This window comes from Nocardioides asiaticus, from assembly GCF_040049175.1.
Lineage (GTDB): Bacteria > Actinomycetota > Actinomycetes > Propionibacteriales > Nocardioidaceae > Nocardioides > Nocardioides cheoyonin.
This window is the reverse complement of record NZ_JBDZDM010000007.1, coordinates 25959-45936: the sequence shown is the minus strand read 5'-3', so window position 1 is coordinate 45936 and position 19978 is coordinate 25959. Positions and strand designations below refer to the sequence as shown.

Annotated in this window: 21 protein-coding genes; 10 read left to right on the top strand and 11 right to left on the bottom strand. The window is 71.5% G+C overall.

Going from position 1 to position 19978, the window contains the following annotated elements; all coding sequences use genetic code 11:
- The first annotated feature begins 76 nt into the window (after positions 1-76).
- Positions 77-1060 carry a sugar-binding domain-containing protein gene (locus ABLE53_RS21985; RefSeq protein ID WP_348861297.1) on the top strand — a complete coding sequence of 328 codons (984 nt, stop codon included), beginning with the start codon at positions 77-79 and terminating at the stop codon, positions 1058-1060.
- Positions 1061-1087: 27 nt separating this feature from the next.
- On the opposite strand, the gene ABLE53_RS21980 is transcribed toward ABLE53_RS21985, so the two are convergent.
- A complete protein-coding gene (locus ABLE53_RS21980) occupies positions 1088-1579 on the bottom strand; it encodes a flavodoxin family protein (RefSeq protein ID WP_348861296.1) in 492 nt (163 codons plus the stop codon).
- A gap of 314 nt (positions 1580-1893) precedes the next feature.
- Positions 1894-2289 (bottom strand): pyridoxamine 5'-phosphate oxidase family protein, encoded by a 396-nt coding sequence (locus ABLE53_RS21975; RefSeq protein ID WP_348861295.1) that lies wholly within the window; start codon positions 2287-2289, stop codon positions 1894-1896.
- Positions 2290-2525: 236 nt separating this feature from the next.
- On the opposite strand from ABLE53_RS21975, the gene leuA reads away from it, so the two are divergent.
- Positions 2526-4265 (top strand): 2-isopropylmalate synthase, encoded by a 1740-nt coding sequence (gene leuA, locus ABLE53_RS21970; protein WP_348861294.1) that lies wholly within the window; start codon positions 2526-2528, stop codon positions 4263-4265.
- 78 nt (positions 4266-4343) lie between these two features.
- On the opposite strand, the gene ABLE53_RS21965 is transcribed toward leuA, so the two are convergent.
- On the bottom strand, positions 4344-4979 hold the full coding sequence (locus ABLE53_RS21965) for a hypothetical protein (protein ID WP_348861293.1): 636 nt from the start codon (positions 4977-4979) through the stop codon (positions 4344-4346).
- Between the two features lie 168 nt (positions 4980-5147).
- Here ABLE53_RS21965 and ABLE53_RS21960 point away from each other — a divergent pair, with 168 nt between their 5' ends.
- Positions 5148-6287: a sensor histidine kinase gene (locus ABLE53_RS21960; protein ID WP_348861292.1), complete on the top strand. Its 1140-nt coding sequence runs from the start codon at positions 5148-5150 to the stop codon at positions 6285-6287.
- Positions 6284-6955 (top strand): response regulator, encoded by a 672-nt coding sequence (locus tag ABLE53_RS21955; RefSeq protein ID WP_348861291.1) that lies wholly within the window; start codon positions 6284-6286, stop codon positions 6953-6955. The genes ABLE53_RS21960 and ABLE53_RS21955 overlap by 4 nt, the downstream gene beginning before the upstream one ends.
- Positions 6956-6972: 17 nt before the next feature.
- Here the strand turns inward: ABLE53_RS21955 and ABLE53_RS21950 are convergent, their stop codons facing one another.
- Positions 6973-7212: a hypothetical protein gene (locus ABLE53_RS21950; RefSeq protein ID WP_348861290.1), complete on the bottom strand. Its 240-nt coding sequence runs from the start codon at positions 7210-7212 to the stop codon at positions 6973-6975.
- A 148-nt stretch (positions 7213-7360) separates the two neighbouring features.
- Positions 7361-8218: an ion transporter gene (locus ABLE53_RS21945; RefSeq protein WP_348861289.1), complete on the bottom strand. Its 858-nt coding sequence runs from the start codon at positions 8216-8218 to the stop codon at positions 7361-7363.
- Between the two features lie 18 nt (positions 8219-8236).
- On the opposite strand from ABLE53_RS21945, the gene recO reads away from it, so the two are divergent.
- A complete protein-coding gene (gene recO, locus ABLE53_RS21940) occupies positions 8237-8995 on the top strand; it encodes a DNA repair protein RecO (RefSeq protein WP_348861288.1) in 759 nt (252 codons plus the stop codon).
- Positions 8996-9051: 56 nt separating this feature from the next.
- Positions 9052-9843, top strand: coding sequence for an isoprenyl transferase (locus ABLE53_RS21935; protein WP_348861287.1), 792 nt, complete (start codon positions 9052-9054; stop codon positions 9841-9843).
- Here the strand turns inward: ABLE53_RS21935 and ABLE53_RS21930 are convergent, their stop codons facing one another.
- The 4 genes from ABLE53_RS21930 to ABLE53_RS21915 are packed head-to-tail and all read right to left on the bottom strand — an operon-like array spanning position 9844 to position 12914.
- A complete protein-coding gene (locus tag ABLE53_RS21930) occupies positions 9844-10245 on the bottom strand; it encodes a Fur family transcriptional regulator (protein WP_425474903.1) in 402 nt (133 codons plus the stop codon).
- Positions 10238-11125, bottom strand: a complete 888-nt coding sequence (locus ABLE53_RS21925) for a metal ABC transporter permease (RefSeq protein ID WP_348861286.1) — start codon at positions 11123-11125, stop codon at positions 10238-10240. Before ABLE53_RS21925 ends, ABLE53_RS21930 begins: the two co-directional genes overlap by 8 nt.
- Entirely contained in the window at positions 11122-11952 is an 831-nt protein-coding gene (locus ABLE53_RS21920; RefSeq protein WP_348861285.1) for a metal ABC transporter ATP-binding protein, read from the bottom strand. The genes ABLE53_RS21925 and ABLE53_RS21920 overlap by 4 nt, the downstream gene beginning before the upstream one ends.
- Positions 11949-12914, bottom strand: coding sequence for a metal ABC transporter substrate-binding protein (locus tag ABLE53_RS21915; RefSeq protein WP_348861284.1), 966 nt, complete (start codon positions 12912-12914; stop codon positions 11949-11951). Before ABLE53_RS21915 ends, ABLE53_RS21920 begins: the two co-directional genes overlap by 4 nt.
- A gap of 112 nt (positions 12915-13026) precedes the next feature.
- On the opposite strand from ABLE53_RS21915, the gene ABLE53_RS21910 reads away from it, so the two are divergent.
- Positions 13027-13602 (top strand): GNAT family N-acetyltransferase, encoded by a 576-nt coding sequence (locus tag ABLE53_RS21910; RefSeq protein ID WP_348861283.1) that lies wholly within the window; start codon positions 13027-13029, stop codon positions 13600-13602.
- A gap of 47 nt (positions 13603-13649) precedes the next feature.
- Complete coding sequence (locus ABLE53_RS21905; protein ID WP_348861282.1) at positions 13650-14255, top strand: HIT domain-containing protein; 606 nt, start codon at positions 13650-13652, stop codon at positions 14253-14255.
- Here the strand turns inward: ABLE53_RS21905 and ABLE53_RS21900 are convergent.
- The gene (locus tag ABLE53_RS21900; RefSeq protein WP_348861281.1) at positions 14252-15346 is read right to left on the bottom strand and encodes an HNH endonuclease signature motif containing protein; all 1095 of its coding nucleotides are present in this window, start codon (positions 15344-15346) and stop codon (positions 14252-14254) included. The genes ABLE53_RS21905 and ABLE53_RS21900 overlap by 4 nt on opposite strands.
- 205 nt (positions 15347-15551) lie before the next feature.
- Between ABLE53_RS21900 and ABLE53_RS21895 the strand changes: the two genes are divergently transcribed.
- Entirely contained in the window at positions 15552-16964 is a 1413-nt protein-coding gene (locus tag ABLE53_RS21895) for a glycine--tRNA ligase (protein WP_348861280.1), read from the top strand.
- A gap of 53 nt (positions 16965-17017) precedes the next feature.
- Here the strand turns inward: ABLE53_RS21895 and ABLE53_RS21890 are convergent, their stop codons facing one another.
- On the bottom strand, positions 17018-19147 hold the full coding sequence (locus tag ABLE53_RS21890; RefSeq protein WP_348861279.1) for an SGNH/GDSL hydrolase family protein: 2130 nt from the start codon (positions 19145-19147) through the stop codon (positions 17018-17020).
- Positions 19148-19295: 148 nt separating this feature from the next.
- Here ABLE53_RS21890 and ABLE53_RS21885 point away from each other — a divergent pair, with 148 nt between their 5' ends.
- Positions 19296-19976, top strand: a complete 681-nt coding sequence (locus ABLE53_RS21885; RefSeq protein WP_348861278.1) for a hypothetical protein — start codon at positions 19296-19298, stop codon at positions 19974-19976.
- Positions 19977-19978 lie beyond the last annotated feature (2 nt).

The following is a 19978-nucleotide window of genomic DNA, read 5'->3' as shown; positions in this document are numbered from 1 at the left end:
ATGATGCGGATCACAGCACCTGTCAACCCCTGACCCGGCCCGGGACGGGGCCCACCGCTGCGACGAAGGGGGGCTCGTGACGCCGTCGCGCCCGAACGAGCAGTACGGACCGACCTGGCAGCTGCAGGCGGCGACCGTCGCGCGGATGTTCTTCCTCGAGGACCGGTCGAAGGTCGAGATCGCCCAGGAGCTCGGGCTCTCGCGGTTCAAGGTCGCCCGGATCCTCGAGGAGGCGCGCGCCCGGGGCCTGGTCGAGGTGACCGTCCGGCTGCCCTCGCCGGTCGACGCCGACGCCTCGGTCGGGCTGGCCCGCCACCTCGGCCTGTCCCGCACGCTCGTCCTCGACGGCTCCACCGGGGACGACGTCGGCCAGCTCGGCCGGCTGGCCGCCGAGCTGCTCACCGAGTCGGTCTCGGAGAGCGACGTCCTCGGACTCAGCTGCAGCCGCAGCGTCACCGCGATGACCCACTCGCTGCGCTCGCTCGCTGCGTGCGACGTCGTCCAGCTGACCGGCACCCTGGCCGGCTTCGACGGCGGGGCCGGAAGCGTCGAGAGCGTCCGCCGGGCCGCCGAGATCGGCGGAGGTACGGCGTACCCCGTCTACGCGCCGATGCTCCTGCCCGACGCCGCCACGGCCGCCTCGATGGCCGCCCACGAGGAGGTACGCCGGACCTTCGACCGGATCAGGGACGTGACGGTCGCGGCGATCGCCGTCGGCGCCTGGGGCGAGGGCCTGTCGACGGTCTGGGCGGCCGCGACGCCCGCGGAGCGGGCGGCCGGTGCCGCAGCCGGGGTGGTCGGGGAGATCAGCGGGCGCGGGTTCGACGAGCACGGCCGCGGGCTCGCCGCCGGTGTCGACGCGCGGGTGCTCGGGCTGACCCTCGACCAGCTGCGCGCGATCCCCGAGGTCATCGCGCTCTCCCGCGGTGCTGCCCGGGCCCGCGCCGTGCGCGCCGCCGCCGAGGGCGGCCTGATGACCACGCTCGTCTGCGACCGGGCGCTCGGCCAGGCGCTGCTCGGCCTGCCCGCCGTCGTACGCGACGCCGGCGCTGCCTCCTGAGCCCTTGACCGGTCGGCGACCAGCCGGTCACCCGGCGAGGAGGGCGGCGAGAGTCGCCCCGAGCTCGTACGCCGCCTCCGTGTGCGACTCCTCGACGTCGCCGAGCACGTCGAGCACGTCGTACGCCTGCTGCCAGCCGAGCGCCTGCACGATCGACTGGACGGACCGGACCGCGCCGGTGGTGTCGTACCTCCCGTGGACGTAGAGGCCGTACGGCCGCTTCGCCGTCTCGCCCGACGACTCGCCCGCGCCGCCCGAGGCGTCGAGGGCGCCGCCGACCTCGAGGAAGGTCGAGTCGAAGAAGTGCTTGAGCGCGCCCGACATGTAGCCGAAGTTGGCGCTCGTCCCGAGCACGTAGCCGTCGGCGCGGAGCACGTCGTCGGCCGTGGCCTCGAGCGCGGGGCGTACGACGACGTCGACGCCCTCGATCGCGTCGTCCCCCGCCCCGGCGACGACGGCGTCGGTCAGCCGCCGGAGCGAGCCCGTGGGGGAGTGGTGGACGATCAGCAGCTGCGTCACCCTCGTCACGTTAACGGGTCGGTAGCGAAGCCCTAGAGTGCGCACGTGCGCATCGGGACGTGGAACCTCGGGGGCCGCTGGTCCTCCGACCACGCCCACGTCCTCGCCGAGCTCGACTGCGATCTGTGGCTGCTGACCGAGGTGCGGCCGAGGGTGGTGCTGGAGGGCTACCACCAGCACCTGACCACGGCACCGATGAGCGAGTCGAGGCACTGGGCCGGAATCTCTACCGGGTCGACGCGGTGGTGCCCAGCGAGCTCGCCGCCGGCGTCGTTGACAGTGTCGCTGCCGGTGTCGCTGCCGGTGTCGAGATATCAGTCAGCTACCAGTCGGCGGCCGTTGACGTCCTTCGGGGTCAGCCGCACCCAGAGCGGCCGAGGACCGCTCGGCCAGCTGTGCAGCGCGCGGACGTGCTCCGGCACCTGCTCCTCGCGGTAGAGCACGTCGGCGTGACCGCGGAACTGGACCGACCAGCCCAGGTGGGTGGCCGGGTCGAGGTCGTCGACGAGGACGGCCACGTTGCTCTCGTCGATCTCCTCGGCCATCGAGGAGTGGGCCGAGGTCCGGATCCAGACGGTGCCCTCGTGGACGACGTGGTTGACCGGGAGCACGACCGGCCCGGCCGGCCCGGTCCAGCCGATCCTGGCGAGCCCGCTGCCCGCCGCGAGCTTCCAGCACTCGTCGACAGACAGTTCCTCCAGGTGGGCCACGATCCCGCTCCTTCCTCGCACCGGTTGGGCTGGGCCGCCGCGGGCGGCCCGTCGTCAGTCTGTCAGGCCGGTGGGCGGCTGGCGAGGACCTCTGTTATCGTGATCGGCGTCATGATGCGCAGCCTCCTCCTTAGCTGCCGCAGCGGGGCCACAGACTTCTAGGCCGGACCCCCTCGCTGCGGAGTTCTTCGTGCGCCCGGCTCCCCGGATGACCAGCACCCAGCGAGGCGGAACCCATGACCAACCTGAGCAACACGCGCAATCAGCAGAAGCCCTCGGGCATGCCCTTCGAGCGCTACCACGCGTTCGTCCCCGTCGACCTCCCCGACCGGACCTGGCCGGCGAAGAAGATCACCCACGCGCCGCGGTGGCTCTCCACCGACCTGCGTGACGGCAACCAGGCGCTCATCGACCCGATGACGCCCGCCCGCAAGCTCACCATGTTCGAGCTGCTGGTGCGGATGGGCTACAAGGAGATCGAGGTCGGCTTCCCGAGCGCGAGCCAGACCGACTTCGACTTCGTACGCAAGCTGATCGAAGAGGACCGGATCCCCGACGATGTCCAGATCTCGGTCCTGACCCAGGCCCGCGAGGACCTCATCGAGCGCACGGTCCAGTCGCTGGTCGGCGCGCCCCGCGCGACCGTCCACCTCTACAACGCCACCGCGCCGCTGTTCCGCCGGGTCGTCTTCGGGGTCACGCCCGAGGAGTGCATCGGGATCGCGACCCGAGGCACCGAGATGGTGATGAAGTACGCCGAGTCGCTGCTCGGCGACATCGTCGGCAGCGAGGACTTCGGCTACCAGTACAGCCCGGAGATCTTCACCCAGACCCCGACCGACTTCGCGCTCGAGGTCTGCGAGCGGGTCTCCGACGTGTGGCAGCCGGAGGAGGGCCGGGAGATCATCCTCAACCTGCCGGCGACGGTCGAGATGTCCACGCCCAACACCTACGCCGACCAGATCGAGTACTTCTCCCGCGGCCTGACCCGGCGCGAGCACTCCGCGGTCTCGCTCCACCCGCACAACGACCGCGGCACCGCCGTCGCCGCCACCGAGCTGGCGCTCATGGCCGGCGCCGATCGGGTCGAGGGCTGCCTGTTCGGTCACGGCGAGCGCACCGGCAACGTCGACCTGGTCACGCTGGGGATGAACCTGTTCAGCCAGGGCATCGACCCGATGATCAACTTCGCCGACATCGACGAGATCCGTCGTACGGTCGAGTACGCCACCAACCTGCCGGTCCACCCGCGCCACCCGTACGCCGGCGACCTGGTCTACACCGCCTTCTCCGGCTCCCACCAGGATGCGATCAAGAAGGGCCTCGAGGACCTCGACCGGATCGCCGCCGAGCAGGGCAGGCCGGTGAGCGAGATCCCGTGGGAGGCGCCGTACCTCCCGATCGACCCCCACGACGTCGGCCGCACCTACGAGGCGGTCATCCGGGTCAACAGCCAGTCCGGCAAGGGGGGTGTCGCCTACCTTCTCAAGTCCGAGCACAAGCTGGAGCTGCCCCGCCGCGCCCAGATCGAGTTCAGCCGGGTGATCCAGCAGCACACCGACACCGAGGGCGGCGAGATCTCCTCTGAGGAGATCTGGTCGGTCTTCTCCGCCGAGTACCTCGACAAGGACACGCCGCTGAAGCTCAACTCGGTCCACACCTCCGCGGCCGCCGGCGCCAAGGACGCTCTCACCGTCAACGTGTACGTCGACGGCGAGCTGCGCACGCTCGAGGGCTCCGGAAACGGACCGCTCTCCGCGTTCGTCGAGGCGCTCAACGGCGTCGAGGGCAGGGACTGGGACGTCCGGGTCCTCGACTACGCCGAGCATGCCCTCTCCGCCGGCGGCGACGCCCTCGCGGCGGCGTACGTCGAGTGCTCGGTCCGCGACCAGATCTTCTGGGGCGTCGGCATCGACGCCAACATCGTCACCGCCTCGCTCAAGGCGGTCATCTCCGCGGTCAACCGCGCCGGCTGACCGGAGACGTGCCGCGTCCCTGACGTCCTGCGCGCGCACCTCGGCGTGTCGCGCAGGGCGTCAGGGGACATGGGGCCGTCACACCAGCGACTCGGTGCGTGGTCGCTCGACCGTGGCGATAGAAGGCTGCCGGTGGGCGACCGCCCAGACCCCGAAGACGAGCAGCCAGATCAGGTAGACGCCGGCGGTGAAGTAGAGCGCCGCGGTGATCGCGCACAGTCCGGCCGGCACGGTGAAGACGCGCAGCCAGCCGGGCATCTCGGCCCGTGCCGCCAGCAGGAGGGCGATGACCCCGACGAGGATCGCAGGAGCCGGCCCCGAGACCAGGTGGCCGATCGTGCCGATCGTGTAGGCGACCGACTGCGGGACCGCCTGCGCCTGCTCCCCGCCCTCGCTCATCGCGACCTGGAAGCCGCCGAGCAGGAAGAGCCCGGAGACCTCGGTCGCCGTGCCGGCCACCGAGAGGCCCCACACCAGCTCGCCGATCCGGCCGAGCCGGTCGCGGAGGGCCCAGCCGAAGACCAGCAGTCCGACCGAGCTGACGGCCCCGATGGTGTAGAGCGCGAAGTCGAGGTTCCGATGGTGGCCGGCGATGAAGTCGGCGACCTCGGACTCGTGGAAGGTGCCGCCCATCGTGCCTGCGAGGCTCCAGGTGACGATGCCGGCGAGGAAGACGAGCAGGCCGAGCCCTGCGCTCCGAGGAATGGTGTTCATGGTTCCCCCAAGGTGATTCGGATGGGTGCTGTGGATCGGTTCGACGCTAGGAACCGACCGACCCCCGCGTCGTCGTGCGCAGGTATCGGATCTCCGGTCGTGAGGACGAGGAGGCGGATCCTCCGGAAGGAGGACGCGCCGGCGGGCGTCCGGACGTAGTGTCGGCACGTGACCCGCAGGCAGTGGGCCTTCGACATCGCTCTCGGGGCCGCGGTGGGGGTCCAGGGGCAGCTCGAGGCCTGGTGGGGGATCGGAGAGACCCACCGGCAGGGTCCGCTGTGGGCGCAGTCGGCGCTCTACGCCGTCCTCGCCGTGCTCCTTGTGTTCCGCCGGGTGAGCCCGCTCGGCTGCCGGGTGGCGATGCTCCTGCCGAGCACTGCCGAGGCGGCGGCGTACGGCTCTCCCGAGGGGTTCGCCATCGCCCTGCCGGCGCTCGTCACGACCTACACCGCCGCGCGCTGGCTGGCGTGGCGGCGATCGTGGGTGGCTCTGGCACTCGCCCCGGTGGGCTGGCTGGCGTGGTCGGCGCTCGACCCGATGAACCACACGGTCTCGGAGTGGTTGGAGACCAGCGTCTGGATGTCGGTCTACATCATCGCCTGGCTGGTGGGCGCGCTGGTGCGCTCCACCCGGCAGGGCGCCGAGCAGCGGCGCCTGACCCGGGAGCAGCGCGAGGCCCGGGCCGTCGCGCAGGAGCGGAACCGGATCGCCCGCGAGCTCCACGACGTGATCGGGCACAGCGTGAGCGTGATGACAGTGCAGGCCTCCGCCGTACGACGCCGGCTGGCGCCGGAGCAGGTGCTCGAGCGGCAAGCGCTGGAGACGGTCGAGGCGGTCGGCCGGGAGGCGCTCTCGGAGATGCGCCGGATGGTGGGGGTGCTCCGGCAGGAGGGGGACCGGACCGACCTCGAGCCCCCGCCCGGGCTCGACCAGCTCGGCCGGCTGGCCGAGCAGTTCCGCTCCTCGGGGCTGCCGGTCGATCTCGCGGTGTCGGGTGCGCCGCGGCCGCTCGCCCCGGGGCTCGACCTGACGGCGTACCGCCTCGTCCAGGAGGGCCTCACCAACGCCCTGCGCCACGCGCGCAACCCGATGGCCGCGCAGGTCTGCGTCGACTACGGCGATGACGCGCTCCGGCTGTCGGTGCGCGACGACGGCGAACCCATGGGGACGACACACGCGGCGGAGCCGGGCAGCGGGCTCCTGGGGATGCGCGAGCGCGTCGCGGTGTACGGCGGCGAGCTGGTCGCCCGGCCGTGCCCCGACCGTGGCTTCGAGCTGGTCGCGACGCTTCCCCTCGAGCCCGCATGAGCACCGAGGCTCGCATCGGCGTCCTGGTCGTCGACGACCAGGCGCTGGTCCGTACCGGGTTCCGGATGATCCTCGAGATCGAGCCCGACCTCGAGGTGGTCGGCGAGGCGGCCGACGGCGACGAGGCGGTCGCCCTGGCCGAGCGGCTCCACCCCGACGTCGTACTCATGGACGTCCGCATGCCCGGCACCGACGGGATCGCGGCCGCCAGAAGGATCGTCGGGGCGGGCCCGTCGTCCAGGGTGGTGATGCTGACGACGTTCGACATGGACGAGTACGTCTTCGAGGCCCTGCGCGCGGGTGCCAGCGGCTTCCTGATCAAGGACGTGCAGCCGGAGCTCCTCGTCGCGGGGATCCGCGCGGTGCACGGCGGCGAGTCGCTGCTCGCGCCGTCGGTGACGAAGCGGATGATCGAGTCCTTCCTGGACCGGCCACCGGCCGTCGACCCGCACGCCCGGGCGCGGCTCGACACGCTCACCGACCGCGAGCGCGAGACGCTGCTGCTCGTGGCGCGCGGTCTGAGCAACGCCGAGATTGCCGCCGAGCTCTTCGTCTCGGAGACGACGGTGAAGACACACGTCGGGCGGATCCTCACCAAGCTCGGCCTGCGCGACCGGGTCCAGGCCGTGATCGTGGCGTACGAGTGCGGGGTGGTGCGGCCGGCGTAGCCGACGGACGGCCGGGGCTACCGCGGGCAGGGCGGGCGGCAGGGCAGCAGGTCCTTGCAGATGACGTACTGCGGGCAGAGCACGTGTGTGCTCGCCGTCACCGTCGTCGTGCCGTCCGGTGCCGGGTGGACCTTGGCCCACACCTGGATGGTGGGCGTGTCGGCCGTCACGGCGGTCATCGCGAGCGCCGTCGCCGTGCCACCGGTCAGCAGTACGCCGGCCGCGGTCGCGGCGGCCGTCATGGTCATGGTCCTCATCGTGAGCTCCCTTCGTGCTGGGTGCCCCGAGAAGCGCCGTCTCGACGCTACGAACCGCGGGCCGGTCCCCACCATGCGCAGGTGCACGTAGGTGACGGCAGGGCGCAGCGACTAGGTATACGGAGCTGACGGCCGGAGGGTGAGGCGGTTACGTCTCCTCGTCGCGGATCGCCTGGCGCAGCTGGGTCGCGGAGTTGCGGATGACGTCGCTGATCAGCTCGGTGGTGCGAGGGTCGTCCAGCGCTCCGTTGACGATCCGCAGGACGGTGTCGGCGATCAGCCGGACGAGGTCGTCGTGGAACGGGAGGTACTTCAGCTTGCCGGTCGCCTGGTCCTCGCGGATCAGCTCGAGCACCATGGCCTCGAGCTCGGCGTGGTTCTCGTCGAGGGCGTTGCGGACATTGGCGGCGTAGGTGCCGGTCTTGATGACGTCGATGACCTCGTCGAGCACGGCGATCGTGATCGGCCGCTTGATCGTCTCGACGATCGGGTCGGTGAAGTGTGCGATCAGCCACTCGGTGACCCGGTCGCCGAAGACGACGTCGCCCTCCTCGATCAGCCGCGCCACGCGGGCGACGCCGACGACGACCAGGGGCACCGCGTGGTCACCCACCCACGGCGTGAGCAGCGGGACCATCGCGACCAGCTCCCACCACGACGCCTTGAGGAAGCGGCCGCGCGGACGGGCCCGCACCAACCGCCAGCACCACTCGACGAGGAACAGCCCCGCGATCGCCGCGTCGACGCCGAGGAGCCGGTCGCGCCACGGGTCCGCCGGCTCATGGAAGAGCATCCACAGCAGCGCGGCCACCGAGAGCAGCGCAGCGAGCGCGAGCAGCCAGGAGAGCAGGCCCGGCTGGCGGCGTACGGGCGGACGGTGGCGGACCTGTCCGGGCGCGGCGGCGCGGTACCCGACCTCCGGGGGCAGCGCCCGTCCCGGCGTCCTGTCCGTCGGGCGGGCCGGAGTGGCAGGCGACACTGTGTCGCCGGGCGCGGGCGTGCTCATGCGCGGCACAATAGACGGGTGCCTCTCTACCGCGACGAGGCGATCGTGCTGCGCACCCACAAGCTGGGCGAGGCCGATCGCATCATCACCCTGCTGACCCGCCACCACGGGCGGGTCCGCGCGGTGGCCAAGGGAGTGCGGCGTACGACGTCGAAGTTCGGCTCCCGACTGGAGCCGTTCACCCACGTCGACCTGCAGCTGGCCGAGGGGCGCAACCTGGACACGATCACCCAGGCCGAGACCCTGACCCCCCCTCCATTTCTGCACAGCCATGCCGGGATCGGCCTCGACTACGACCGCTACACCGCGGGCACCTGCATGCTCGAGACCGCCGACCGGCTGGTGGCCGAGGAGCGCGAGCCCTCGACGCAGCACTATCTCCTGCTCGTCGGCGGCCTGCGCGTCCTCGCGCAGGGGGAGCGGACCCCGCGACACGTGCTCGACTCCTACCTTCTCCGCTCACTCGCGGTGGCCGGCTACGCGCCGAGCTTCGAGCACTGCGCCAGGTGCGGGCTGGAGGGCCCGCACCGGTGGTTCAACCCGTCGATGGGCGGCGTCCTGTGCGCCACCTGCCGGGTGCCCGGCTCCGCCTCGCCGGCCGCGGAGACCGTCGCCCTGCTCGGTGCGCTCCTCGCCGGCGACTGGGACACCGTCGGCGGTGCCGAGGAGCGGCACAGCAGGGAGGCGAGCGGCCTGGTCGCGGCGTACCTCGCCTGGCATCTCGGCATCGAGGGCCACGGCCGCGGACTGCGGTCCCTGGAGTACGTCGAGCGCTGACCGGCGCCGAGGCCCACGCCGGTCGACCGAACCGCGCGCCGCTAGGCTCGGCCGACGTGAGGAAGCCCGCCGCCACGCCGCCCAGGCCGCCGTCGCCCCACCCGTCCGGAGCCAGGCCGCCGGCGATCCCGAGGGAGCTCGTCCCCGAGCACGTCGCGATCATCATGGACGGCAACGGCCGCTGGGCCAAGCAGCGCGGGCTGCCCCGGACCAAGGGTCACGAGGAGGGCGAGAGCAGCCTGCTCGACGTCGTCGAGGGTGCGATCGAGATCGGCGTGAAGGCGATCAGCGCGTACGCCTTCTCGACCGAGAACTGGACGCGCAGTGCCGACGAGGTGAAGTTCCTGATGGGCTTCAACCGGGACGTCATCCGGCGCCGCCGCGACTACATGAACGAGCTCGGCGTACGCGTCCGCTGGGCCGGCCGCACCCCGCGACTGTGGAAGTCGGTCATCACCGAGCTCCAGGTCGCCGAGGAGCTCACGAAGGACAACGACGTCTGCACGCTCACGATGTGCGTCAACTACGGCGGCAGGGCCGAGCTCGCCGACGCGGCGAAGCGGATCGCCCTGGACGTGGCCGCAGGGCGGCTCAACCCGAACCGCGTCGACGAGCGGGTCTTCGCCCGTTACCTCTACGTGCCCGAGCTGCCCGACGCCGACCTGGTCTGGCGTACCAGCGGCGAGCAGCGGCTGTCCAACTACATGCTCTGGCAGGCGGCCTACAGCGAGTTCGTCTTCACCGACGTGCTGTGGCCCGACGTCGACCGGCGGCACCTGTGGCAGGCGATCGAGACGTACGCCGCCCGCGACCGCCGCTACGGCGGCGCGCTGCCGAACCAGGCCTGATCAGCGGCAGTCCGCGCAGGTCCCGAAGATCTCCAGCGTGTGGGAGACGTCGGCGAAGCCGTGCCGGTCGGCGATCGACCGGGTCCACCGCTCGACGGCCGGCCCCTCGACCTCGACGGTGCGGCCGCAGGCGCGGCAGACGAGGTGGTGGTGATGGCTGTCGGAGCAGCGGCGGTAGATCGCCTCGCCGTCCTCGGTGCGCATCATGTCGATCTCGCCGGCGTCGGCGAGCCGCTGCAGGGTGCGGTAGACCGTGGCCAGGCCGACCGCCTCACCGCGCCTGCCGAGCAGGTCGTGGATCTCCTGGGCGGAGTGGAACCCCTCGGCGCTGTCGAGGGTCTCGACGACGGCGAGGCGCTGACGGGTCGGCCGCAGCCCCGGTGACCCGGTCGACTCAGACACCAGCGGCCCCCTCCGAGGCGAGCTCGACGCGGTCGGGCGACGCGGCGAGCCGGCGCCGTCGGCGTACGAGCGTCCCGAGCGGCCAGGCCACGACGAAGAAGGCCAGGGCCAGCAGCACGATCGTCGGGCCGGGCGCCACGGTGGCGTGGTAGGAGGCGAAGGACGAGATCACCAGCCCGCCGAGCGAGGCGACGGTCCCGATCACCATCGCGGCCGCGAGGGTGGTGCGGAACGACGACGTCAGCTGCTGGGCCGTCGCGACCGGGATGACCATGAGCGCCGACACGAGCAGCAGCCCGACCGTGTGCATGGCCACCGTCACGCTCACCGCCGCGAGCGCGGCGACGGCCATGTTGTAGAGCCGGACATGCAGGCCCGCCACCTGGGCGTACTCCTGGTCCTGCGCCACCGCGAACAGCTGGGGCGCCAACCCGACGCCGACCACGAGGACCGTGGCGGCGAGCGCCATCGTCACGATCACGTCGTCGACGCCGATGGTCGTGATCGACCCGAAGAGGTACTCCTGCAGCGTCGAGGCGGACTTCCCGCCCAGCCCGGAGAGGAGTACGCCGCCGGCCAGCCCGCCGTAGAACAGCAGAGCGAGCGCGACGTCACCGCCGGCGCGTCCGCGCTCGCGGATCAGCTCGATCACGACGGCACCGAGCACGCAGACGATCACGGCGGTCCAGGTGGGCGAGGTGCCGGTGAGGAGCCCGAGCGCGACGCCGGTGACGGCGACGTGCCCGATCCCGTCGCCCATCAGCGAGAGACGCCGCTGGACGAGGTAGATCCCGACCGCCGGCGCCGCAAGGCCGGTGAACACGGCGGCGATCAGGGCGCGCTGCATGAAGCCGTACTGGAAGAGGTCGAGCTCGCTCATCGAGGCTCCTCGATCACTGCGTCCAGGGGCGTGCTGACCTGAGGCGTGTGGGTGTCGTGCGGGTGGTCGGTGCCGTGGTCCTGGGGGTCGTGGTGGTGGCTCGCCAGCCACCCGAAGTCCGATGCGTGCACGTCGGTGTCGGTCAGGCAGGCGCCGTCGTACACCTTCCGGCCGTTTCGCAGGACGACGGAACGGTCGACGAGCGGGCCGAGCGCGCCGAGCTCGTGGGCGACGAGGACGATCGTCGCGCCGCGCTCCTTGAGCCGGCCGAGCGCCTCGGCGAGGGCCTGCTGGTTGGGCAGGTCGACGCCGGCCGTGGGCTCGTCGAGGAAGAACAGGTCGGGCTCCCCGGCGAGCGCCCGCGCGATCAACGTCCGCTGCTGCTGGCCGCCGCTGAGCGTCGAGACCGCCTCCTTGGCCTTGGCGCTGAGGCCGACGACCTCGAGGGCGTCGTCGACGATCGCCCGGTCGGCCCGCGACAGCGGACGGAACAGCCTCCGGCGGGTCAGGCGTCCGGACGCGACGACCTCCCGTACGGACGCCGGTACGCCGGAGGCTGCCCCCGCCCGCTGCGGCACGTAGCCCACGCGCCGCCAGTCCCTGAACTGCTCGTACGGCGTGCCGAACAGCCGCAGCGCGCCGGCCGACAGCGGCCGCAGCCCGGTGAGCGCGCGGACGAGCGTCGTCTTGCCGGAGCCGTTGGCGCCCATGAGCGCGACGAAGTCGCCGGTGCGGACCGTGAGATCGATGTCGCGCAGGATCGGGACGCCGCCGATCTCGACCTCGCCGCCGGTGAGCTCGAGGGGCGTCTGGTCTGTCGTCGTCACTGGCACGAGTTCGCCTTCTTCAGCGCCGCGAGGTTGGCGTGCATCAGGGAGAGGTAGTCGTCGTCGGACGTCTCGGAGGTGAGTCCCTCGATCGGGTCGAGGATCGCCGCCGTCACGTGCATGTCGCTGGCCAGCGTATCGGCGAGCTTCGGGGACACCAGCCGCTCGCCGAAGACCGTGGTGATGCCGTCCTTCTTGATGAGCTCGTGCAGGCGGGCCAGATCGGCCGGGGTCGGCTCGGCGTCGGGGGAGAGCCCCGCGATCGGCTCGACGTAGAGGCCGTAGCGGCCGAGGTAGCCGAACGCGTTGTGGCTGACGACGATCGTGTCGCGCTGGCAGTGCGCGAGCCCGGTGGAGTACTCCCCGTCGAGCGCCTTCAGCTCGGCGACCACCTTCTTCGCGTTGGCGGCGTACGTCGAGGCGTGGTCGGGGTCCACATCGGAGAGCTGGTCGGCCACGGCGTCGGCGACGTCGGCCATCCGGAGCGGGTCCTGCCAGAAGTGCGGGTCGAGGTCGCCCATCGACTCCTGTGCCTCCTGGGCCTCCTCGTCGGTGGTCTCGCCGGCGCGGTGGTCGACGTCGTCGTGCCCGTTGTGCCCCACCGGCTCGAGCCGGGCGACCTTGCTCACGTCGAGCGCCGTGCCGGTCGAGGTCTGGTCGACCGCGTTGTCGATGGCGGCCTGCAGCCCCTTCTCGTAGACGACGAGGTCGGCGCTCGCCACGTCGGCGGTCTCCTTCGGCGAGAGCTCGAGGTCGTGCGGCTCCTGCCCCGGCTGGGTGAGGTCCTCGACCTCCACCTCGTCGCCGGCGACCTGCTGCGTCACCCACTGGAGCGGGTAGAGCCCGGCCACGACGCGGAGCTCGCCGTCGCTGGCCGAGTCGTCGTCGGAGAACGCGGCGCATCCGCTGGCGATGAGCGCCGAGGCGGCGATGACAGCGGGAAGGGTCAGGGCCTTGAGCATGAGAATCATTCTCAGACGAGTTGAGAACGATTGTCAACTGAGGTGGCCGGGAGCGGTGCGGAGTCGCGAAACTCGCGCGACAGCGCTGTGTCCGATGTCTAGGTTCGAGGCCGTGGAGATCCGTGCCGCCATCCCTGCGGACCAGCCGGAGATCGAGGCCGTCGTGGGGGCCGCGTTCGAGGAACCGGCCGACGGCCGGGTGGTCCGGATGGTCCGTGCGCTCGATGCGTCGGGCGCGACCCGGGTGTCCCTCGTGGCGGTCGACCGCGGCGACGTGATCGGCCACGTGCAGCTCTCGCGCTGCTGGGTCGACGCGCGCGAGGCGCTCGTCGGCGTACTCGTCCTCAGCCCGCTCTCCATCCGGCCCGACCGGCAGCGATCCGGCATCGGCACCGCCCTCCTCGCCGCCGCCCTCGCAGACGCCGAGCGCCGGGGCGCACCCGCGGTCTTCCTGGAAGGAGCGTGGGACTACTACGGCACCCGCGGCTTCTCGGCAGCGGTTCCGCTCGGGTTCACCGCACCGTCCACCCGGATCCCGGTGCCCGCGTTCCAGGTTGCGCTGCTGCCGGCGTACGAGCCGTGGATGACCGGCGCCCTCGTCTACTGCGATGCGTTCTGGACCAGCGACTGCGTCGGGCTCCGCGACCCGGTCCTCGCGCAGGTGGAGCAGCACGCCGCCCGCACCTGACGGCGCGCCCGCCGTGCGCGCGGTGGCCGGGCTGCGAGGATGCGGCGATGACCGTCGGATCGGTGCTGTTCCGCGTCTCGCACACCCGCCTCGCCGGGGCGACGGTGCGCTTCGTCTTCGCCCGGGCCGTGTGGCTGCTGCCGGTGCGGTTCGTCGTGAAGACCCCCCGCGTGGTCGTCTTCCCACACCCGCGGCCGGTGGACTCGCCGCACCTGCTGGTCGTGCCGCGGAGGGCGATCCGGGGTGTACGCACCGTGACCGCCGCAGACCGGCCGTGGCTCGACGAGGCATGGCGTCTGGGCCGCGAGCAGGCGCTCGCCGCCGGAGTGCCCGCCGTCCTCGTCTTCAACGGCGGCCGCTGGCAGGACGTGCCGCAGCTGCACGGCCACGTGCTGCCTGCCGAGCGCTTCGGCATCAGCGGCGCTGGCCTCGACGAGACGCCGCTCTTCGAGATCGTCGAGCACCCGCAGCCGGCTCGCGCGGGCCATCTCGCCTTCCGCTTCGACGACGCCGCCGCGGCGTTCGATCTGGCGCGCGACCTGGCCCGGGAGAACGTCACGGGCGGCCGCGGGTTCTCGTTCGTGCTCGAGCCCGGCCCGTGCGTCGCCCATCTGCTGTGGGGCTCCCGCACTGATGCGCCTCGGACGGCCTAGGTCCGTCGGTGGAATCTGATGCTGCCGTCGGGGTGTCTTGTGAGGGCGTAGTTGGGTTTGTGGGCGAGTCGGTGGTGGTGGCGGCAGAAGAGGACGGCGTTGTTCATGTCGGAGAGGCCGCCGTCTGCCCAGGGGTGGAGGTGGTGGGCGTCGGTCCAGGGGGCGGGGACCTCGCAGCCCTCGACCGCGCAGGTCGGGTATCTGATCCGGAGGGCTTTGCGTTGGGCGGGGGTGAACAGCCGGGTCTTGCGGCCGAGGTCCAACACCTCGCTGTGGGTGTCGAGGACGGCGGGGATGATCCCGGCCTGGCAGGCGAGCCGGCGGGCCTCGGCGGCGGGGATCTCTCCTCCTTCTGCCAGTGAGGCGGTGCCGAGCTCCTTGTTCAGTTGGTTGACGTCGATGGTGACGATGAGGGTGAAGGCGTCGAGGTAGGTCTTCAACCGGACCCCGGTGGCCCTGGGCAGCCGGGCTCGCAGGAACATCGTCCCGTCGCCGGGGTCGGTGATGGTCAGGGAGGTCCGCCGGTGGGCTCTCTCTTCCTCGGCGAGGAGTCTCTTGCCGAGGACCTCCTCGGCGCGTTGGGGGTCGAGGACCTCGAGCAGGTGGGCCCCGACCCTGCGGAGCCGGGCCGGGTCGAGCCGTGCTGCTTCGTCGACCATCAGCTGCTCGGCCTTCGCGACCTCTCCGGGGGTGAGGTCGTCGGGCAGCGCCTGGAGGGCTCGGGTGGTCACGCGGGCCTGGTCGACCGAGACGGTGCCGTCGGCCAGCGCGGCGGCCAGCACCTCGTACCGGTCCAGCGCGCGGGCGAGCTTGAGGTCGGCGCGAGCGGCGCGGTGGTCGGCGCGCAGGGCGTCGGCCCACCAGGCCCCGATGTCGCGGGCGCCGGTCTGCTCGGCGACCGGCCCGGCCGACGCCATGACCCGCAGCCGCAGTGCGGTGGTCTGGGCCTCGAGGGCGGCCAGCTCCCGCAGTGTCGCCTCGACCTCGTCGGGGCGCGGGAACGGTCCGGTGAGGTGGCTGGCGCGGGCGATCTCGCGGCGGGCGTGCCGCACCGAGGCGAGCACCGCCGGCACCGGCGTCAGCTCGGCCATGACACACCTCCTCGACCACGAGACCGGTTTCGATCTGGTGTTCCCAAAGCTAGCCGCGACCACCGACAGTCCTGCCCGGGCGGGCAGTCTCGTCCACGCAAGAGCCCGGGGCGTCGTACGGATGCGTAAACCTGTCGACCCGCTCGATAGGCTTGCACGGACATCCGGACCCACCGGAGCACCCGAAGAAGAGAGAGCGAAACCCGTGGCAAAGCCGCCCGCATCCACCGTCGACCTCGTCGTCTCCCTCGCCAAGCGGCGAGGTTTCGTTTACCCGAGCGGCGAGATCTACGGAGGCAGCCGGAGCGCCTGGGACTACGGCCCGCTCGGCGTCGAGCTGAAGGAGAACATCAAGCGCCAGTGGTGGCGTGCGATGGTGACCAGCCGCGACGACGTCGTCGGCCTCGACTCCAGCATCATCCTGCCGCGACAGGTCTGGGAGGCGTCCGGCCACGTGGCGACCTTCAACGACCCGCTCGTCGAGTGTCAGTCCTGCCACCGCCGCTTCCGCGCCGACCACCTCCAGGAGGACTACGCGGAGAAGAAGTCGCGCGGCGGCGAAGAGATCGATCCGGACTCCGTCGATCTCAACGAGTCGGTCGCCTGCCCCAACTGCGGCACCCGCGGCGCCTGGACCGAGCCGCGTCAGTTCAACATGATGCTCAAGACCTACCTGGGCGTCATCGAGGACGAGTCCGGCCTCGCCTACCTGCGCCCCGAGACCGCGCAGGGCATCTTCATCAACTTCGCCAACGTGGTCACCAGCCAGCGGATGAAGCCGCCGTTCGGCATCGCCCAGTACGGCAAGTCCTTCCGCAACGAGATCACCCCCGGCAACTTCATCTTCCGGACGCGCGAGTTCGAGCAGATGGAGATGGAGTTCTTCGTCAAGCCCGGCGAGGACGCCGAGTGGCACCAGTACTGGATCGACGAGCGCACCCGCTGGTACGTCGACCTCGGGATCAACCCCGACAACCTGCGCCAGTTCGAGCACCCGAAGGACAAGCTGAGCCACTACTCGACGCGCACCGTCGACATCGAGTACCGCTTCAACTTCGCGGGCTCCGAGTGGGGCGAGCTCGAGGGCATCGCCAACCGCACCGACTTCGACCTCTCCACCCACGCGAAGCACAGCGGCGCCGACCTGAGCTTCTTCGACCAGGCCAACAACGAGCGCTACGTGCCGTACGTCATCGAGCCGGCGGCCGGCCTCTCGCGCAGCCTGATGACCTTCCTCGTGGACGCCTACACCGAGGACGAGGCGCCCAACACCAAGGGCGGCGTCGACAAGAGGGTCGTGCTGCGGCTCGACAAGCGGATCGCGCCGGTCAAGGTGGCCGTGCTCCCGCTCAGCCGCAACGCCGACCTCTCGCCGAAGGCGCGCGACCTGGCCACGGAGCTGCGCCAGAACTGGAACGTCGACTTCGACGACGCCGGGGCGATCGGCCGGCGCTACCGCCGCCAGGACGAGATCGGTACGCCGTACTGCGTGACCGTCGACTTCGACACGCTCGAGGACGACGCCGTCACCGTGCGCGAGCGCGACAGCATGAAGCAGGAGCGGATCCCGCTCGCCGGCATCAGCAGCTACTTCGCCGAGCGCCTGCTCGGCTGCTGAGCGGGCTTGGGGAGGGCGGCCGAGCTCGCGCCCGGCCGCCCGCCGCCGAGCGGCTACTGCGCGGCGATGTCGAAGACGTGGAGCTGGCCGCGGCTGACGCTGCTGGGGAGGGTGACGCTGGCGACCGTCTTCGACGGGTCGATCGGCACCCGCTGCGAGAAGACGTACATCTTGTCGTTGCTGCGAGTCCCGTCGCTCTTGTTGCGGTAGGGGAGCGTGACGACGACGACGTTGCCGAACTGCGGGGTCCCGCCGAAGCCGAGGGCGTACCCGCTCAGGCCGAGCGGCTCGGTGGAGGTCGTGCCGTCGGTGTAGGTGATCGTCAGGTCGCCCTCGGAGCCCACGGTGCCCGAGTTCGAGCCCGTGCCGAGGAAGCCGAGGTACGCCGAGCCGGCCGGCGTGTCGGGGACGACGGTCTGCCCGGCGGTCTGGACGTTGTCCGGCCGGCCGGAGGGGACGTCGGGCCAGGTGTAGTCGAAGCCGTCGGCGTGAACCGCGCCGCCGGGCACGATCCCGGCCGCAGCCAGGGCCTGGGCGGAGTAGCTGTAGCCCCCGCCGTCGAGGTTGCCCTCGCCGACCGCGCCGTCGTCGCTGATCCCGGTGTTGTTGTAGAACGGCGACAGGTCGCCCGGCTTCTGCACGACGACCGCGAACTGCGTGGCCAGCGCGCTGGTGTCCCCTAGCGACAGGTTGATGCGGACCACGTCGCTCCCTGTGGTCGCGCCGCCGACGACGGTCAGCGGTAGCTGTGCGGTCGCGCCGGCGCCGAGCCTCAGGATGCCCGCGGCGGGCTGCACGCTGACGGTCCCCGAGGTCTCGGCCCGCCAGTGCAGCGTGACCGACCGACCGGCGTACGACGTGATGGCGACCGACTGGTCCGAGGTCGACCCGGTGCCGAGTGTCAGGCTGGTCGTGCTCGGCCGGGCCGTCCCCCAGAAGGAGGCCTGTTCGCCCTGGCCGGCGAACAGGGCCAGGTTGATGGTGTCGGCGATCTGCTGGTAGCCGGTGTCGTTGGGATGGAGGTGGTCCCCGCTGTCGTACGCCGGGAGCATCCGCTTCGGGTCGGCCGGATCGAGCAGCGCGCGGTCGAAGTCCGCGACCCCGTCGAAGGCCCCACTCGTCCGGATCCAGTCGTTGACGTCCTCCCGGACCGCGTCACCGGCGGGCGTGTAGTAGCCGGCGCCCTCGTCGGGCTGGAGGGTGGCGCCGATGACACGGATGCCGCGGGCGTGGGCGGCGTCGATCAGCTGCTGGTACTCGTCGGTGAGGTCCCCAGGTGTGTACTCGGGATGGTTGCCGATGTCGTTGCTGCCCTCCCACAGGATGATCGCCTTCACGCCTGTCTGGTCGAGCGCGTCGCGCTGCCAGCGGTGCCCCGCGCTCTGGCCGTTGGTGGTGCCGTCCGCGAGCAGCTGGTTGGCGGAGATCCCGGCGTTGAGCACCGAGAGCTGCTCCCCGGCCGGGAGGGCGAGGAGCCGCCGGGCGAGGTCGTCGGAGTATCTGCGGTTGGCGTCGCGGGTCGAAGCATCCCCGTCGGTCGTCGACGGCCCGAAGGTCACCACGGCTCCCTTCACCGCCGGATTGTTTACGTCGACGCCGTCGAGCACGAACCACGACGTGTCGGTGTGCGTGTACGCCGCCGGGTCGGTGTCCGAGGCGTGGTCGCCGTCCGCGTAGTAGTTCGTCGACTGGGCGTTCGGGTGCCACGTCAGCGGACCCGTGGCGGCGTCCACGTAGATGCTGACGACGAGGTCGGAGGCGGGCTCGACCGACAGACTGATCGGGTCGCTCGTGATCCTCTCGCCCGCGGGGATCGTGACGGTCGTGTCACCGGCGAACGACACCGCTCGCTCGGTGCCGGCGCGGACACCGGCGCCGGTGGAACGCACACCGACGTACACCTTGTCCAGGACGAGCGGCGTCGTGCCGAAGACGTTGGAGAAGCGCAGCCGGACCCGATCGCCTCCGACGCTGGTGTGCACGACGTTGCGGATCGTCTGGTCGGTGAAGCCGGTGTGTGACAGGCCGCTGCCGCCGGGCTGGACGGTCGCCGTCGACCAGGTCCCGACCCAGCCGGACCCGGAAGCGGCCTGCGTCGCTGCGTCCGGAGCGGCGACGTGGGCCGGTCCGGCCAGCGCCGGTCCGGCCAGCCCGGCGAGCACGGCCAGGGGAAGTGCGGTCACGCCGAGAGCATGCCCGAGCAGTCTCAGAAGGGGAGTCATGGGCCAGTGATACCACAGAAAGTTAGGAAAACTACTGGTCTTTTGTCCGGCGGATGAGGCGCCCGGCCCCGCCTCCCGGGCGATCCCCGGCCACGGGCATGATGTGCGCATGAGAAGACCGGGCGCCCTGCTCTCCGTGGTCGGCATCGTCGCGCTGCTCGCCGCGCTTGCCGGCTGCGGGTCATCCGACGACGGCAGCTCGCCCTCGCCGTCGGGTCCGGGCTCGGCGTCGTCGAGCGCATCGCCGTCGCCCACCGGCCCGGCGATCACCCCCGAGGGCACCAAGCTCACGGTCGGGAGCCCGGCAACCATCGAGTGGAAGCCGAAGCAGAGCGTCCAGGGGATCGTCCGCATCAACGTGACGCAGCTGCAGAGCACGACGTACGCCCAGACGTTCCAGGGCTGGAAGCTCAACGACGACGCGAAGAGCCGGTCGCCGTACTTCGTCCGCGCCCGCGTCACCAACCTCGGCAAGACCGGGCTCGGCGGCTACGCCGTCCCGCTGTACGGCGTCGACGCTGCGGACAACCTCGTCGAGGCCTCGCAGTTCACCAGCGCGTTCAAGCCGTGCCAGCCCGGGACGCTGCCGAAGAGGTTCGCCCCCGGCGCCAGCGCGAACGTCTGCCTCGTGGTCCTCGTGCCCGACAAGGGCAAGCTGACCGGGGTGAGCTACCGGCGCGACGAGGACTACGACCCGATCACGTGGACCGGCAAGGTCACGCCGTACGCCCCGGCCGCGCCGAAGTCCGGGAAGCCGGGCACGAAGGGCAGGGGCGCCAAGAAGGGCTGACC